Here is an 18,055-nt window from a genome sequence, read left to right as displayed (position 1 = left end):
CAAGTCTCCCTTAATTGCTTAAAGCTTTACTTTTTGATAAATGCTTCGATAATTTAACAACCGTACCACTTGAGACGGTAGAATCAATCGTTACTTCATCCATGAAGTTCTCCATAATGGTAAATCCCATTCCTGATCGTTCTAACTCAGGTTTAGTTGTAAAAAGGGGTTGTCTAGCTTCATCAATATTTATAATACCTTTTCCTTCATCACGAATGGTTATATGAACAAAGCCATCCTCAAGTATTACAGAAATGTACACTACGCCATTTGGATCATTTTCATAACCATGAATGATCGAATTTGTTACAGCTTCAGAAACAACAGTTTTTATTTCAGTTAACTCATCTAACGTTGGATCTAACTGAGCAATAAATGATGCAACTGTGACTCTGGCAAATGATTCATTTTGACTGAGCGCAGAAAATTGGAGGTGCATGACATTTTTCATTATGCCACCCCCAACGTTTGAAGTGCATATTGTTCATTCATTTCTAAACGTACTATTTTGAATAACCCAGACATATCAAACAATCTTTTTACAGGTTGAGAAATATTACATACTACCATTTCCCCACCTAAATTCTTAATTTGTTTGTAACGACCTAAGATGACCCCTAATCCCGAGCTGTCCATAAAGGTAAGTTGCTCTAAATTTAAGACGATGTGATGAATATTTTTACTACTAATCGCTTTATTCACTTGTTCTCTCAGCTCTTCAGCTGTATGATGATCGAGTTCCCCATGTAGACGAATAAGTAAAACGTCCTTCATTACTTCAAGAGTAATAGATAGACTCACTATGTTATCCTCCTTTATGTTTTCTACTTTTACTTAGTGAGTCATTTCGCTATATTCACCTGATAATCCTTCATCATGACAAAACTAGTGAAGATTCGGCAAAACTATTCTGTTTTAGTCAACATTTCTACAGATCGCTTCATCAGTTGCCACAAATTAGCAGCCTTAACATCTTCATTAGCAATTAGATCACTTTTTATAAGAACTTCATTATCCTTTTTCAAAATTATAGTTCCGAGCTGATCACCTTTTTTTACTGGTGCAATAATTTTGTCTTTTAATATGACTTCTTCAGTAACGTTATCTTGCGATTCTCCTTTTTTCATAAGAAGTGAAATGGGTTCTGTTGTCACTACATCAACTTCTTCTTTCATCCCTTTATTTATCTTTGCTGTCGATACGAGTTCATTACGTTTATATTTAGGCATCGTTTGATAATGAGCAAATGCATAATCTAACATCTTAGATACTTGGGCATTTCTGGACTTTGATGTCGGCGCTCCAAAGACTACTGCTATCACCCTCATATCATTTTTTTTCGCTGTTGCTGTTAAGCAATACTTTGCTTCATTTGTATAACCTGTCTTCACACCATCTACGCCTTCATAAAACTTAACAAGTCTATTTGTGTTAACTAACCAAAATTTTTTATCAGTGTTTTCCCTTAAATAATCGTCATATTTCCCTGTATATTTCGTTATTTCTTCATATTTCAATAATTCTTTCGCAATAATTGCCATATCATAAGATGTACTAAAATGTTCATTGGCAGGTAAACCCGTTGAATTTTGGAATACTGTATTTTCTAACTTTAACTGCTTCGCTTTATTATTCATCATGGCTACAAATGCCTCTTCAGACCCTGCAATACGTTCAGCCATAGCAACTGATGCATCATTCCCTGAACCGATTGCAATCCCTTTTAGCATCTCTTGGACAGTCATCTCTTCTCCCGGAGAAAGAAAAATTTGTGACCCCCCCATTGAAGCCGCATATTCACTAGTTCGAATTTTTTCATCTAATGTAACTGTTCCCTTGTCTATCGCTTCCATAATGAGTAACATAGTCATAATTTTAGTCATACTTGCAGGTGGTAGTCTTTCATGTGCATTCTTTTCATATAGTATATTACCTGTGTCTCTTTCAATTAAAATACCTGACTTAGCATCTTCAACTAACTGTACTGTTGTTTCTTCTGCTGAAGCATATGATGATATCGACAGCATAAAAAAAATGATTGTTGTCATAGAGCAGAAAATTTTAGACAAATTCAAGTCCTCCATTCTTATCTAGTTTTTACGCCATTATTTCGATATTAAGAGAATTTTAAAGGTAGAATATTTTTGTGTTGAAATATTATACAATACATATCATTTTTTCCATGTGCTATTTTTTTATACATTAAAAATGTTTTTAAACAATAAATTCACAAAAAAATAACCACCCTTTGGGTGGTTATTTAATGTTCATCTTAAGCAATAACATGATGAATGTATGTTGTCTTTTTAGGAACTTGTTCTTGTATAATTGTGTATGCAGATAATAATGTATTTTCTGCTTCTGTTACATCTTGTATGTTGCTGTGGAATACACACAATGTGTCACCTTCGTTAATCTGATCTCCTACTTTTTTCTTTAACGAAATACCAGCGGAGTGATCAATTACATCGTCTTTTTTCTTTCTACCTGCTCCAAGCATCATTGCTGAAACTCCAACAAGTTCAGCATTGATTTCACTTACGTATCCACTTGAAGTAGCCTTAATTTCTTTATGATATTTCGCTTGTGGCAATTTAGATGTATCATCAACAACTGCCGAATTTCCACCTTGAGATTCGATAAATCGTTTAAGAGTTTCAATTGCTTTGCCTGAGCTTATCACTTCTTCCAAACTTTTAAACGCTTCCTCAAAATCTTGATAAATTCCACCTAATACAGTCATATGTGAAGATATCGTTAAGGCAATTTCTCTTAAGTCATCCACTCTACTACCTTGTAATACTTCGATAGCCTCTCTAATCTCGTTTGCATTTCCTACTTCATAACCGAGCGGTTGGTTCATATCACTAATAACAGCAACTGTTTTTCTACCTGTATTCTTACCGATATCAACCATTGTTTGAGCTAACGATTTAGCATCTTCAGTTGATTTCATAAACGCACCAGAGCCTGTCTTTACATCAAGAACGATACTCTCAGCACCAGAGGCAATTTTCTTACTCATCACTGAGCTTGCAATCATTGGAATACTATCTACAGTTGCAGTCACATCTCTTAGCGCGTACAATTTTTTATCAACTGGCGCAAGGTTGGCACTTTGACCTACAATAGCTATCTTATTATTATTTACATTTTCGATAAACTGTTCACTAGTTAACTCTATTTGGAAGCCTTCAATCGATTCTAATTTGTCAAGAGTTCCGCCTGTATGTCCAAGTCCTCTTCCAGACATTTTTGCTACAGGAACGCCTACAGCCGCTACTAGAGGAGCAACTATTAAACTAATTTTATCACCAACTCCACCGGTTGAATGCTTGTCCACCTTGACTCCTTCAATTGCAGATAAATCGACTACATCACCAGAATTAACCATCGCCATTGTTAAATCTGAAATTTCTTGTTCGTTCATACCTTTAAAGTATATTGCCATACATAGAGAAGAGATTTGGTAATCAGGAATGTCACCGTTTCCATAACCTTCAACAATAAATTTAATTTCCTCTGTTGTTAATACTTCACCATGTTTTTTCTTTTGAATCAAGTCCACCATTCTCATAATCAAACATCTCCGTTCTCCAATAGGTGTTGTTATTTTTCATTTATCAAGCTGCTCTTAATGTGCCATAAACCCTACAGTAGTTGTTAAATTCACTTCTATAGGGTTTTTACACACATTTACACGTTGTTGTTATATAAGATTATTCAAAAGGCTAATGATGTAATAAGTTCTCTGTCCACTTAACGAGACATTTCTTTCACGATCGTTTTAACAAAAGCTAGAAAGTTCGCTTTTACCATTTCAGTTGTTTCAATTACTTCATCATGTGTTAAAGGCTGATCTAATATTCCTGACGCCATATTGGATATACATGAGATTCCGATTACATCCATACCTGAATGACGTGCAACGATGACTTCAGGAACTGTGGACATTCCTACTGCATCTCCTCCAAGAGTTCTGAACATCCGTATCTCTGCAGGTGTTTCATAAGAAGGTCCTGTAGCACCTACATAAACACCTTCTTGAATATTAATAGAAAGTTTATTTGCAATCCCTTTTGCTAGCTGCTGTAATTCTTTATTATAAGGTTCAGACATATCTGGGAACCTTACTCCTAACTCTGCATCATTTGGGCCAATTAAAGGATTTGTCCCCATGAAATTAATATGATCAGTAATGAGCATTAAATCTCCAGGCTTAAATGATTCGTTTACACCACCTGCGGCATTTGTTACTATCATCTTTTTTATACCGAGTTGGTTTAAAACTCTTATTGGAAATGTCACTTTATCAAAGGAATAGCCCTCGTAAAAGTGAAATCTCCCTTGCATTGCTACAACTGTTTTCCCTTGCAATTGTCCAAAAACTAATTGCCCAGCATGACCTTCTACAGTTGAAACAGGAAATTCAGGTATGTCTTCATATGGAATTTTCACAGCTGATTCAATTTCATCAGCTAATACACCTAGGCCTGAGCCTAACACAAGACCTATTTCAGGGGTTGCAGGAAATTTTTCCTTTAAATAGTTAGCCGCTTTGTTAATAGCTTCCAAATTCATTCAATTCTCCTCCTCTATTTCATTTCTGATAAAAAGCTTTTCCCGTATTTTGGCATATTAATATCGAAATTATGAGCAATTGTTGCACCAATATCAGCAAACGTCTCTCTTATTGATAATTGATTTCCTTCTTTCATGCTAGGACTATAGGCTAATAAAGGTACATATTCTCTCGTATGGTCAGTACCATAATGTATCGGATCATTCCCATGGTCGGCAGTAATAATGAGTAAATCATCTTCTTTAAGATTCTCTAATACTTTAGGGAGTCGAGCGTCAAATTCTTCCAACGCATCCCCATAACCTTGTGGATCTCGGCGATGACCAAATAATGCATCAAAATCAACTAAATTTACGAAGCTGATTCCGGTAAAATCCATCTTTAATGAATCAACTAACTTATCCATTCCATCCATATTTGATTTCGTTCTTAGTGATTTTGTAACCCCTTCTCCATCATAAATGTCAGAAATTTTGCCAATTGCAATGACATCAAAGTTATTATCCTTTAATTCATTCATTACCGTTCTTCCGAATGGCTTTAACGCATAATCATGACGATTAGCAGTTCTTTCGAAATTTCCTGGTTCACCAATAAACGGACGAGCAATAACACGACCTACCATATATTTTTCATCGAGTGTTAGCTCACGAGCAATTTTACATATCTTATATTGTTCCTCGATTGGAATGATCTCTTCATGCGCAGCGATTTGTAACACAGAGTCTGCTGATGTATAAACTATTAAAGCACCCGTTTCCATATGCTCTTGCCCTAATTCATCTAAAATACCTGTACCACTTGCAGGTTTATTACCAATTACTTTACGTCCCGTTCTACTCTCTAGCTCATCTATAAGCTCTTTCGGAAACCCGTCAGGAAATACTTGGAATGGCGTTTCAATATTCAAACCCATTATTTCCCAATGTCCAGTCATTGTATCTTTTCCATTTGATGACTCTTGCATTTTTGTATAGTAAGCTAAAGGCGACTTCGCTTTGTCAATTCCTTTTATAACCTCAATATTACTTAACCCTAGCTTTGCCATATGAGGCATATTTAAGCCTCCGCGATGCTCTGCAATATGTCCTAAAGTATTAGCACCTTTATCTCCAAATTTCTCTGCATCTGGAGCTTCACCAATTCCAACTGAATCCATTACAACTAAAAAAATTCGCTTATATGAATGCGCTGACATAAAATAACCTCCTAAATCTATCTTTTTCAATAAAAGATATCATTCCCATTAACCTTCATATTAACCAATAAAAACCTTTAACAAGCTACACTTGTCTGAGGTCTGACAACCATAGTATAAGCCTTTTCATACTCATATTGCAAACAATAAAAAATGAACATTTGATGAATAAAATAATAATACGAAAACAACCATTTATCCAACAAGGTCTGAGGTACTTGATCTAACGTATTACGAGAAAAAGAAAAAGCCACCATAAAGTCTTTTCTCTTTATAGCGGCTTTGCTGTATTGTCTGAGTTATATCTTCTAGCCTCACGTGTTGAAGGCATGTTCTATCCCTCAAACTCTACTTTTGAATGAGCTCTTATTTAACATAGCTAGTTGAGACACTTCTTCTCTTCTGTTTATGCTCTTGGATGATACATATTATAAACATCTTTTAATCTTGCTTTCGTTACATGTGTATATATTTGAGTAGTTGAAATATCTGCATGACCCAACATTTCTTGCACTGCACGTAAGTCAGCACCGTTCTCAAGTAAATGTGTTGCAAACGAATGGCGCAATGTATGAGGAGTTAATTCTTTTTCTATATTAGCTTTCTTAGCTAAATTTTTAAGAATTTTCCAAAATCCCTGACGTGTTAAGCGATTTCCATGATGATTTAAGAAAAGTGCTTCTGTTGTTCTCTTCTTGCTTGCCAATTCTCCTCTACCTTGATTAATATAGTTATGTATCGCATCTGTAGCTAATTTTCCTAAAGGAATAATTCTTTCTTTATTTCCTTTTCCAACACAGCGAATAAAGCCCATCGTTAAATGAACATCAGACATGTTAAGATGAGTAAGCTCACTCACTCTTATACCCGTAGCATATAGTAATTCGAGCATTGCTTTATCCCTTAATCCAAATGAAGTAGTTACACTTGGAATAGCCAATAATGCTTCAATCTCACCAGCAGTGAGCACTTTCGGTAGTTTTCTCTCAGTTTGAGGTGATTCAATATGAACTGAGGGGTCATGGTTTGCAATTTTTTCACGAAGGCAAAATTGATGATATGATCTGATAGATGCAACATGTCGAGCAAGTGTTTTCGGAGACTTCCCTTGGTTCTTCAATTGGCTTAAAAAGTGAATGATGTGAACCCTAGTAATATCATTACAGTTCGTTACTCGTTCCACTTTTGCTAAATATTTATGATATTCCTTAAGATCACGTTCATAAGACTTGATTGTATTTTCAGCTAACCCCCGCTCAACTACTAAATAATGTATAAAGTCTTTTAAATGATCTTCCACATTCTTCTACTCCCCATTAAGATAAAAAAACTTTAATCGTTCTAACCAGCTTTCATCTTTATTTTCTATCATTTTCACTACTTTGACCGCATTCCCTTCTGGTTGATCATAGCGGTGATATTCTTGGTATTCTTGATTTATCCACAATATACAAAAATAAAACAAAATTGTACAGCCTGTAAAAAGAATAAATACTTTTAAAATATCATAAAAAACTATAAACCATTTCATCGTTTATCCTCCATTACAATCATCATATTAGAAGATATGACAAAAAGGACAAACTTTATACGTAAAAGCACTAAATATTTCATTAGTAAGTTCATTTTAAACTACTTAATATAAAGGTGCAGAACAATGTATAGCTTTCTATTCTATAATCAAAGGGTCAAATCAAACAGTCTCTATAAATTGTCTTAAGATATACAGAGTGTTTGGTTAGACCCTTTAGTCATTTTATTATTTAGACTTTTTAAAGCTTGTTTTACAAAATTAAAAATTATTGTTAACAGTTCCCTATTGTGCAATAGACCCTATAACCATTTGATATCGTTAAATTATATAAATTGAATTTTCCCTAACAAGTAAGAATGAATTACTCACTTTCCTTATTTTGACATTTTCTGCATATGCCATGAAAAGTCAGTCTATGATCCATAATTTTAAAATTCCAGTCCGCTTCAACTATTTTCTCAACATCTTCTAAAAGATCTTCTTCTATTTCTTCTACAGATCCACATTCCATACAAACTAGATGATGATGAAAATGAGCCGCCCCTTCCTTACGAAGATCGTAGCGTGACACACCATCACCAAAATTAATTTTATCAACTATTTTAAGTTCAGTTAGTAATTCTAATGTACGATAAACAGTAGCTAAACCAATTTCGGGGGACTTCTCCTTAACGAGGAGGTATACATCTTCAGCACTTAAATGATCCTCTTCATTCTCAAGTAGCACCCGGACAGTCGCCTCTCTCTGAGGGGTTAGTTTATAGCTTGAGGAGTGCAATTGTTTTTTTATCCGTTCTATCCGATTTTCCATTAATATTCCCTCCCTCGCCGTTCATTACATAATTATAGCAAAGATATGGGAACTGTCAAAATAAAATGATTATAAATAAATAATTTAACCCTATATTATTTAATAATTATTATTTTGTAATAACCTCTAATACATTTTTCATTAAAACTGGAGAAATAAATGCCTCAAATGCTGAAGCTACTAATAATACTATCATTATAACTACCATAACAAGTGAGTACCGCATAAATAGCGGAAAAATTTGCTGATTAAATTTTTTAATAAATTGCTGTCGGATCATTTTCAAAGAAAATGTGACTGCAAGCGTACTTATAATAATAAAGGACGGAATGACTAACAAGTTTTGCGGAAAAATGGATATGAAGGACAACAACAACCCTTTAGCCTCCATTTGATTTACTAGGAACCCAACAGTAAAGCTCACAACAACTCCTTTTAAAAAAAGTAAAACGAGTATAAGCGGCAACCCAATAATGGACACACCTAGTAACCATATTAATCCTATATATTTTATGTTTTGAAGATAACTTTCAATAAACTTATCTTTTGAGGATGCAAATTTACCTTCGGAAACTTGTTCGAAGAATCTACTTAAATAGTAGAAAAGATCTTGTTTTTGACTAAAGCTCAGACTGTTGACAACGATGGATCCAAAAATTACTCCCATAAAAAAGAGCACAGTAATAAATAAATAGATTGAAGAATGCTCTTGAATGTGTAATTGTAATATTTTCTGATACGATTGTTTTTTCATCATTCTCCTCCTTAACGGAACAGTATTAATAGATTGTATGATTTTAATTTAAAACTATGACAAACTATTAACTAGAAAAGAATGATAGTATAAGATTAGCTAATCATATTACAAATATTTATGTTCAAGGCTTAAAATAATAGTACGGTCATTTTTGCAAAATTAAGTGATATGTTCGATCCAGCATAGGGCTCAAAAACCCACCTGTATAGGTGGGTTTACAACACCAAAATTAAGAATAGAGCGATTGCTGCCACTGGTTTAATTGAGAAATACCTTTACCCTCATTTAGTTGCCCTGTCGCTTTTTCAATCCCTTCTTCAATTGTAGCTGTTATATTAAATAAGAAATACCTAACCGCGGTGTTGTAAATAACTTTTGCTCGAAACGGTAATAACTCTGGAGCTTGTTCACCGGTTAATATTCTTTTCATGATCGTTGCCTGCTCTTGTTTTGTAAGAACCTCCTCATCTTTCTCATACTTTAACCCATACTGCTCTGGGTTTAATAAAAATGATTCTGCATGACTATTCGTTACCTTGTAAACAAAACTATTACGATGGGTAGGTAAGTCCTCTGATCCGTCTTCACCTTGGACAACATAGCCAACATCATAACTAGATTGTTGGATAATAGGAATGAGCTTATCTACTGCCGTTTTATGAAATACACCTACCATCATTTTTTTGGCATTTCCAAGATTAAGCATTTTCTCAACTGTATTAATAATTGAACGAACGCCAATATCTTCTCGAATATGTCTTATTTTTCCCAATGGCTCACATAGATTTTCTGTCCAAACAAAGCCGATTTGATTGCTCATAATTGAGTCCTCAATTTGTTTTGTCGTTGCATTTGTCTTAACCGATAATTCTGAGAGGATATCTTTGATTGTCATACCATGTTTAGGAGGTAAGGTGTCACTACTATGTAATAAAACTGGCACACCAGCTTCCGCTAATAATAATGAAGTAGGAACAGTTGTAACAAAACCTTTCCTACCATCATACGGACCAGCAAAATCGATTAAGTTATCTGAAATGGTAGATGAAAGGTTTAGCTTCTTTGAACACCTCTTAAGTTCATCGATAAAGCCAAGTACTTCATTGTATGTTTCTCCCTTCATTCGCTCTGCTATTAAAAAAGCACTAATCTGTGAGTCGGTCGCCTTACCACTTGAAATTAAGCGTGCAGCCTCACGCATTTCCTCATAAGTTAAATCTTTTGAACCCTTCTTTCCTCTACCAACTTCTTTAATCCACTGTTGCACATAAATCCCCCTTTTCAGTAATTAGCTAAGTGTGATTGTCAATACTATATCGCTTTTTTTTATCTATGAAAAGGAGAATGTATTATTTAACAATCAATTTCCTTAATAGTAGATGTTCAATCATCTTTGAGAAAACTCTTTTTTGCTGTCATTATTACCAAACCGAAATATGTGGTTTTATACGTTGGTCATCGTTATAGAAAAGAGAGGATGCTATGAACTCTAGTTGTGTATATATTTAAATCTAAGTACAAAAACAAACAACCAACGAGAAAACACTTGACTACATCTGCTTGATATATTTTGAAAACATGCTAAAACGGACTTATCTTTACAGCGCAAAGCTTAAAGCTTGGCATTTTACATGATGGGTCAAAGGAGGGATCGGTAAGTCGATTAATATTTTGTATGTCTCCCCAGTGAAATGGTACAAAGACTGTGTCACGTCGAATTTTCGGCGTTATTTTGCATCGTACGACGACACTTCCTCTTTTGGACTCCAGCTTCACAAAGCTTTTATCTTTAACTCCAAACTTCTTTGCGGCTAGCGGGTGAATTTCAATACGTGATTCAGGATAACGCGAGTTGAGTGTTGAACTACGTCTAGTTTGCGTTCCTGATAAATAATGCGCTAATACTCTACCTGTCGTCAAGTATAGAGGGTAATCTTCTGAGATTGCTTCACGGTTAGGTGTATTTGCTATGACTTTAATTACTGCTCGCCCGTCAGGATGTGCAAATTGATCGCTAAAAAGCCTCTCTGTTCCTGGATGGTCACTATTTGGACAAGGCCAAAACAACTTTTCTTTATTTAACCTTTCATAAGTAACACCAGCATAATCAGCCCTTCCTCCTTGACTTGCTACTCTAAGCTCATTAAATATGTCTTCAGAGCTATCGTATTTAAAATATTCTCCTTCTCCAAGTATCGTCGCAATCTCACGAAGAATTTCCCAATCATGTTTAACTTCACCCGGTTTTTTTCTTTCGCCATTTCTTAACGTTATTCTACCTTCTAAATTCGTCATCGTTCCTGCATTTTCTAAATAAGAAGAAGACGGTAAGAGTAAGTCTGCTAGTTGGGCAGTTTCTGAAATGAACATATCTACAACGACAAGAAATTTTAATTTTTTTAATGATTTTTCTACAAAAATCGCATTTGGATTAGACACAACAGGATTTGACCCTACTACTAATAACCCTGTAATCTCCTTTCTATCAATTTTCTCTATCATTTCATAAGCGGAAACCCCTTTGGAAGGAAGATCGAATTCATTCACACCCCAGACAGAAGCAATATGCTTTCGATGTTCCATATTATCTATAGATCGGTAGCCCGGTAATTGATCCGCTTTTTGACCATGCTCTCTACCACCCTGACCATTCCCCTGTCCAGTGATTGCACCATAGCCACAACCTTCTCTACCAATTTTCCCAGTAATTAAACATAGATTAATAAAGTTTCTAACAGTTTCATTACCATTTACATGTTGTTCGACACCTCTAGCAGTGAAAATCATCGCTGAATTTGCTTTACCATACATTTTTGCTGCTAGGCGTATTTGTTGTTCAGGAATACCCGTTTGCTCAACTATATCTGTTAATTGTATATTACGAAGAAATTGTTGTAGATCGTTATAGCCATGTGTTCTATTTTCAATAAAATCCTCGTTGTCATATCCTTCTTCAACCAACACCTTTAACATCCCATTGACTAAACTCCAATCAGTCCCTGGCTTTAATTGTAAATGTATATCTGCTATTTTGGTTGTAGCCGTTTCCCTTGGGTCAATAGCAATAATAAACGCACCATTCTTTTTGGCTTTTAGAAAATATGGCATGATCGTAGGTTGACATTCAGCGATATTTGTTCCCGCTAAAATGATGCATTTAGTCATTGGAATATCTGACAAGGGGTTCGTCATACCACGATCGATACCAAAAGCATCGTTAGCAGCAGTTGCTGCCGAAGACATGCAATACCTTCCGTTATAGTCTATATGTCTAGTTTTCAAGGCCACTCTAGCAAATTTTCCTAACATATATGCTTCTTCATTCGTTAATGACCCTCCGCCATACACAGATAGAGCATCGAACCCATCTTCTTCTTGAATACTCTTGAATTTTTCCTTAATAATTTCTAAAGCCATGTCCCATGTGATTTTTACAAATTCACCATCTATCTTTAGCATTGGAGACGTAATTCGCTTATCATTAATCACATGTTGATGTGCATTTAATCCTTTTATACATAGCTTTCCTTGTGAAGTAGGATCCATTTTATTAGGAACAACCTTGTATTTCATTCGTTCAATGATACGTTCCTCAATCAATTGCATACTACACTGCATACTGCAATACGGACATTGGGTATTCATTATTTTTTCATTATTTAGTTGTTTTTGTTTTTCACGAAAATGTTTCAGTAAATCGTTCATTTATTCCACCCTACACAGTAAGTAAAATTTTGTCATTCTTCACTTCAACATCATAAACTTTTACGCAACCTGTATCTGGTTGCTGTACTTTTCCATCTTCCAAACATATTTTCCACTCATGCAAAGGACAGTAGACAACATTACCACTCACTATTCCTTCTGCTAATGTGCCACCGTTATGGGGACATTTATTTTCAACAGCATAAACTTCTCCATTAGATAAACGAAACAATGCAATTTCTGTATTATTTAGCTTTACTGATTTTCCTACCCTTTGAGGCAACTCACTATATTTTGCGATCTCTAATTTATTCATTTATATCACCCCTAAACTGTTGTTAACGAATAACTGTTATATAATTTATGTTGTTTATCTTCATCATTAACGACATCTTTCCATGGATCTTTTAGTGTAGCTAAAGCTACCTCAATTCGTTCATTTAATGACGAACGCACTTCCTCACTTGCCAATACATCACCAATCGCTGTCAAACCCACTCTCTCAACCCAAGCAGAAGTTCTCTCCCCATACTCCCCTGTTTCACGATAGTATTGAAGTATAGCTCCACTCCATTGTATAACCTCATCGGCTGTTTTCACTTTACATAACAGGTCACCTGCACGCAAGTTAGTACCTCCATTACCACCGATATATAACTCCCAACCATCACTTACTCCAACAATCCCAATATCTTTTATCGCACTCTCTGCACAATTCCTCGGACAAGCTGAGACGCTCATCTTCACTTTGGCAGGTGTATTTAATCTTTCAAATTTTTTCTCAAGATCTATACCCATCTGCGTTGAGTTCTGTGTTCCAAATCTACAAAACTCTGAACCTACACAAGTTTTAACAGTACGGATCGCTTTCCCATATGCATAACCAGAAGGCATATCCAACTCTTCCCATACCTTTGGCAAGTCTTCTTTCTTAATCCCAAGTAAATCAATTCGTTGACCACCTGTTAACTTCACCATCGGAACTTCATATTTCTCTGCAACGTCTGCAATACGCCTTAACTCTTCTGCATTAGTTACACCACCATACATTCGCGGAACGACAGAATATGTTCCATCTTTTTGAATGTTTGCATGCATTCTTTCGTTTACAAATCTAGATTCTAGTTCGTCTACATACTCCGTTGGATGCACCATCCCTAAATAATAGTTTATAGCTGGTCGACACTTCGAACACCCTTCATCGGATTGCCAGCCTAACACGTTCATTACTTCACGGATATGAGTTAAGCCCATCATCCGTATATTTTCAACAATCTCATCTCTACTTAATGATGTACATTCACAAATTGACTGTATTTGTTCAGTTTCCTCAAAGCTTTCTCCTAACGTTTCCTTCACTAACTCACTAACAAGAGGTGAACAACCTCCACACGAAGTTCCAGCTTTCGTACATGATTTAACTTCTGAAACAGAACTTAAACCATTTGACTTTATTGCTTCAACAATCATTCCTTTTGTTATACCATTACACCCACAAACTTGATCATCCATCTCCATAGATGCAACGATTGACTGTTCTCCACTTCCATTACTTTGTCCTTGTACAAATGATAAAGGAGCCATTTCACTTATCAATGTTTGTTTTTGCATCATCTGAAGGAGCTTAGTTCCATCATTAATATCACCATATAATACCGCGCCAACTACTTTGCTATCACGTATAACGACCTTTTTATAAATATTGTTATACTCATCGTAAATTTGCATACTCTTGTCATTTACATCTTCTTGGAACTCTCCGGCAGAAAAAACATCTACACCTGATACTTTTAGTTTTGTTGAGACGACAGAACCTTCATATTTTTTATCATCAAGCTCATGCAATTTATTAGCTAATACTTGGCCTTGTTCATATAGTGGAGCAACTAATCCATATGCAACTTCTCGATGCTCAGCACATTCTCCAACAGCATAGACATGTGGTATTGACGTTTGCATGTAATCATTTACGACAATGCCTCTATTTGTTTCTATACCGCTTATTTTTGCTAGTTCAACATTCGGACGTATCCCCACCGCCATCACAACTAAATCAGCAGTAATTTCTGTCCCGTCAGCAAAGCGCAGCCCTTCTACCCGATCTCCACCAATGATCTCTTTCGTTTGCTTCTCTAATAAAAAATTCATCCCTTGCTTCGTAAGCTCTTCTTCAAGTAGTTTGGATGCTTTTGGATCAAGCTGCCTTTCCATCAAATACTTTTCTATATGAATGACATCAACTTCCATACCTAAATTCAACAAACCTCTTGCAGCCTCTAAGCCTAATAAGCCTCCACCTATTACGGCTGCTTTTTTATAATTTTTTGAAGCATTAATCATTCTTTCACAATCTTTAATATCACGGAATGCAGTTACTCCTTCTTTATCAGCGCCTGGAAGAGGAAGAATAAATGGTACAGACCCTGTAGCAATGATTAATTCATCATAATTAATTTCTATAAACTTATCAGTTATAACCGATTTTGTTGCCGTGTTAATTTCTTGTACTTTTTGACCGGTAAACAATTCTATATTGTTTTCTTTATACCATTGCCAGTCATTAATCGTAATGTCTTCAAGTGATGTATCTCCTGCTAGCACAGTTGAAAGTAAAATTCTATTATAATTAGGGTGTGGTTCTTCACCGATAACCGTAATTTCAAATTGATTAGGGTTCAGCTTAATAACCTCTTCAATACAACGAACACCTGCCATACCATTACCTATAAGAACTAATTTCTTTTTTTTCAGCACAAGTATCCCTCCGATGTTTTTATTTTTTAAGAAAGGCTCTTTTTGTAAACTTTGTTGTTGTTACCAACAAATAGACACCTTATAGAAGTGACTTTATATTTTAGTCATCATTTTATATAAGAAAAAATGTCACAAACTCTAGTTGTGTATGTGTTAATTACAATCAAAGCGAAAACATTAAGAAAAGCGTATGCACCTTTCCGACAAGCGCTGGAGACATTGTACATGAAGTTTTTTTCCTTCATGTGTAATGTCTAAGCGACCACGATTCGTAGGCACCTGGAGCTAAGCAAATTGTACAGCAATAGAAATATTAACTTATCCAACGAGCTCCTCTTGTTTCGGTTCCATCGCTCCAACAATAGCTTCATTTTCCAATTTAGGTTCAACAAGAAAGAAAGCTGCGATAAAACAAGCGAAGGCACCTATGCCGATAATCATAAAAAATAATGATGGGTTGAGAAAGCTTAAAACTGTCAAGAAGATAACCGAACCGACATTTCCATATGCGCCAACCATCCCAGCTACTTGACCTGTGATTCGCTTTTTTACTAATGGCACCATTGAGAATACAGATCCTTCTCCAGCTTGAACGAAGAATGAGCATACCATCGTTAAGAGAACAGCTGCTACAAGTGACCAACTTGAAGAAATTTGCGACATAGCAATATAAGCTACTCCAAGACATAGAAGCAAGACCATTAATGTTTTTTTTCGGCCAAATTTATCGCTAAGCCACCCTCCACCCGGACGTGCAACTAAATTCATGAAAGCAAAGCTCCCACCAATCATCCCAGCCTGTGCAACTGTTAAATTAAATGTTTCTTCAAAGAACATCGGGAGCATCGAAACGACAGCTAATTCAGAACCAAATGTAATTAAGTAAGCAAAATCCAATATGGCTACCTGTTTAAAAGAATACTGTTCTTCTTTAGGTACCCCATTTTTTAAATGGTGTTTGTTTACACTCCATATTTTATAGACGTTAAATAAATATAAAACAGCTAAAACGATATATATTACTAAGGCAATATTTGCACCTATAAAATTCACATTTTTGAGTTTCCACGTTAACAAACCAAGTACTCCATACAATGGTAAAGTCATCACTATGAGTCCAACCATACTCTTATAGCTAGTTATTTCCATCGCACCAGACCTCTTTGGAATCTGGTATACCTTTTTTGCAGGTGTATCTTGCACCGATCGATAATAGATAAATCCGTATATTAAACTAAGTAACCCAGTTAACCCAATCGCATATCTCCAGCCGTCATCTCCACCAATCCATAAAGCAATGATCGGTAAACTAAATGCTGCAGCTGCTGAACCAAAATTTCCCCATCCTCCGTATATCCCTTCAACTAAACCAAGTTGTTTTTGGGGGAACCATTCAGAAACCATTCTTATTCCTATAACAAAGCCTGCTCCGATAATTCCTAAAAAGGCTCGAGCTATAAATAACTGCCAAAAAGAAGTACCAAAGGCAAACACAAAACACGGTATACTCATAACAATTAGTAGAGAAGAGTATACTTTCCTGGGTCCGAAACGATCGACTAACATGCCAATAATGATTCTTGCTGGAATAGTTAATGCTACATTAATTGTCATCAAAACCGTAATCTGTTCTTTTGTTAACTGTAGCACCTTCATCAAGGTCGTATTAAAAGGGGCCATATTAAACCAAACAACAAATGATAAGAAAAAGGCAAAGGTAGTCATAAATAAAATCTTTTTGTTTCCTTCGTAAATATTTTCGTTCATTTTATCACTCCTTGATTTAATATCTATTTGCACACTGTAAATACATGTTATATTTCATAACATTTATAACATGTAATTTTCAGTGTTTTTTTAATAATTGTAATTATGCCATAATTTATGATCGTTGTCACTATTTTTATGTTATATTTTATAACATATATTAAAGTTCCACATTTTATCAAGCAATAAAATTACATCGTATGTTATGTTTTATAACATCATTTACAAATAAAAAAACAATCCTTACTCACAAAAAGGATTGTTTTTTTATTTGATCATTAACATTCATACTAACTTGGATACTCTACCTTGATCCCGTTACGATCAAGTATCTTTCTAATAAGAATACCATTTTTATAGTACCTTCTTGCATCGATCTCAAATTCTAATTCATTTTCATATGCTAAGTGTAATACCCTTACGCCATCATTATTGTATATTAATTGTGCTTTCGTTACTTCATCCCACTTGTATTCTTTTTCTTTCATTGACAGTGGTGCATTAAATTTTATAGTATCGTGTGTCATATATGTATAATCATTCATACCAAATAAAAAACAAGCAATTGAAATAAGTACAATAAGTGATGATACTATTTTTATTTTAATTGTATCCCCAAATTTTCTCTCTAAAGTGATATATAAGATAAGACCGAGACCTAAGAAGATTGTTGCTATAAATATCCATAAATAAGCGGTTATATTTGCTGAGTAATACCAATACCCTTGATCGTAATTAATCATTAACGGTTGGATCATCCCAACAATTAATATAGGGATTATAAAGCTCGAGAATATTATTATTAATGAAAAAACGAGTAGAGTATTAGATGTTTTTGTGCTTATGTGATTCATAGATATGTGCCTCCTTGAAAATCTAGCATAATATAAACATACGTGGCACTATCTACTATGATTCACATTTCTGACATTTTAGCTAACGTCAAT

At 35.0% G+C, this 18,055-nt stretch carries 16 protein-coding genes; all 16 read right to left on the bottom strand.

Translation table 11 applies throughout. From position 1 onward, the window contains the following. Window positions 1-10: 10 nt before the first annotated feature. On the bottom strand, window positions 11-451 hold the full coding sequence (gene spoIIAB, locus SLH48_RS02930; protein WP_320256944.1) for an anti-sigma F factor: 441 nt from the start codon (window positions 449-451) through the stop codon (window positions 11-13). Further along, window positions 451-801 (bottom strand): anti-sigma F factor antagonist, encoded by a 351-nt coding sequence (spoIIAA, locus tag SLH48_RS02925; protein ID WP_214480123.1) that lies wholly within the window; start codon window positions 799-801, stop codon window positions 451-453. The genes spoIIAB and spoIIAA overlap by 1 nt, the downstream gene beginning before the upstream one ends. 104 nt (window positions 802-905) lie before the next feature. Then, complete coding sequence (locus SLH48_RS02920) at window positions 906-2,048, bottom strand: D-alanyl-D-alanine carboxypeptidase family protein (protein ID WP_320257155.1); 1,143 nt, start codon at window positions 2,046-2,048, stop codon at window positions 906-908. 224 nt (window positions 2,049-2,272) lie between these two features. Continuing rightward, window positions 2,273-3,577, bottom strand: coding sequence for a pyrimidine-nucleoside phosphorylase (locus tag SLH48_RS02915; protein ID WP_320256943.1), 1,305 nt, complete (start codon window positions 3,575-3,577; stop codon window positions 2,273-2,275). Window positions 3,578-3,759: 182 nt separating this feature from the next. Beyond that, entirely contained in the window at window positions 3,760-4,581 is an 822-nt protein-coding gene (locus tag SLH48_RS02910) for a purine-nucleoside phosphorylase (RefSeq protein ID WP_320256942.1), read from the bottom strand. 14 nt (window positions 4,582-4,595) lie between these two features. Then, entirely contained in the window at window positions 4,596-5,780 is a 1,185-nt protein-coding gene (deoB, locus tag SLH48_RS02905) for a phosphopentomutase (RefSeq protein ID WP_214480126.1), read from the bottom strand. Between the two features lie 406 nt (window positions 5,781-6,186). Further along, window positions 6,187-7,080, bottom strand: coding sequence for a site-specific tyrosine recombinase XerD (gene xerD, locus SLH48_RS02900; protein WP_320256940.1), 894 nt, complete (start codon window positions 7,078-7,080; stop codon window positions 6,187-6,189). A 6-nt stretch (window positions 7,081-7,086) separates the two neighbouring features. After that, complete coding sequence (locus SLH48_RS02895; RefSeq protein ID WP_320256939.1) at window positions 7,087-7,311, bottom strand: YqzK family protein; 225 nt, start codon at window positions 7,309-7,311, stop codon at window positions 7,087-7,089. Window positions 7,312-7,675: 364 nt separating this feature from the next. After that, the gene (locus SLH48_RS02890) at window positions 7,676-8,125 is read right to left on the bottom strand and encodes a Fur family transcriptional regulator (RefSeq protein ID WP_214480129.1); all 450 of its coding nucleotides are present in this window, start codon (window positions 8,123-8,125) and stop codon (window positions 7,676-7,678) included. Between the two features lie 109 nt (window positions 8,126-8,234). Then, entirely contained in the window at window positions 8,235-8,879 is a 645-nt protein-coding gene (spoIIM, locus tag SLH48_RS02885) for a stage II sporulation protein M (protein WP_214480130.1), read from the bottom strand. Between the two features lie 232 nt (window positions 8,880-9,111). Then, window positions 9,112-10,149: an anthranilate phosphoribosyltransferase gene (locus tag SLH48_RS02880; protein WP_320256938.1), complete on the bottom strand. Its 1,038-nt coding sequence runs from the start codon at window positions 10,147-10,149 to the stop codon at window positions 9,112-9,114. 314 nt (window positions 10,150-10,463) lie between these two features. After that, window positions 10,464-12,587 carry an assimilatory nitrate reductase catalytic subunit NasC gene (gene nasC / locus SLH48_RS02875; RefSeq protein WP_320256937.1) on the bottom strand — a complete coding sequence of 708 codons (2,124 nt, stop codon included), beginning with the start codon at window positions 12,585-12,587 and terminating at the stop codon, window positions 10,464-10,466. A 10-nt stretch (window positions 12,588-12,597) separates the two neighbouring features. Further along, window positions 12,598-12,903: a nitrite reductase small subunit NirD gene (gene nirD / locus SLH48_RS02870; protein ID WP_214480133.1), complete on the bottom strand. Its 306-nt coding sequence runs from the start codon at window positions 12,901-12,903 to the stop codon at window positions 12,598-12,600. Window positions 12,904-12,914: 11 nt separating this feature from the next. Further along, complete coding sequence (nirB, locus tag SLH48_RS02865) at window positions 12,915-15,338, bottom strand: nitrite reductase large subunit NirB (RefSeq protein ID WP_320257154.1); 2,424 nt, start codon at window positions 15,336-15,338, stop codon at window positions 12,915-12,917. A 321-nt stretch (window positions 15,339-15,659) separates the two neighbouring features. Next, window positions 15,660-17,108: a NarK family nitrate/nitrite MFS transporter gene (locus SLH48_RS02860; protein WP_214480134.1), complete on the bottom strand. Its 1,449-nt coding sequence runs from the start codon at window positions 17,106-17,108 to the stop codon at window positions 15,660-15,662. 290 nt (window positions 17,109-17,398) lie between these two features. Beyond that, a complete protein-coding gene (locus SLH48_RS02855) occupies window positions 17,399-17,962 on the bottom strand; it encodes a hypothetical protein (RefSeq protein ID WP_320256936.1) in 564 nt (187 codons plus the stop codon). Between the last annotated feature and the right edge of the window lie 93 nt (window positions 17,963-18,055).

The organism is Cytobacillus sp. IB215316 (genome assembly GCF_033963865.1).
GTDB classification, from domain to species: domain Bacteria; phylum Bacillota; class Bacilli; order Bacillales; family SM2101; genus Nanhaiella; species Nanhaiella sioensis.
Note: the sequence above shows the minus strand (reverse complement) of the source record. Positions and strands in the feature narration are given on the sequence as shown.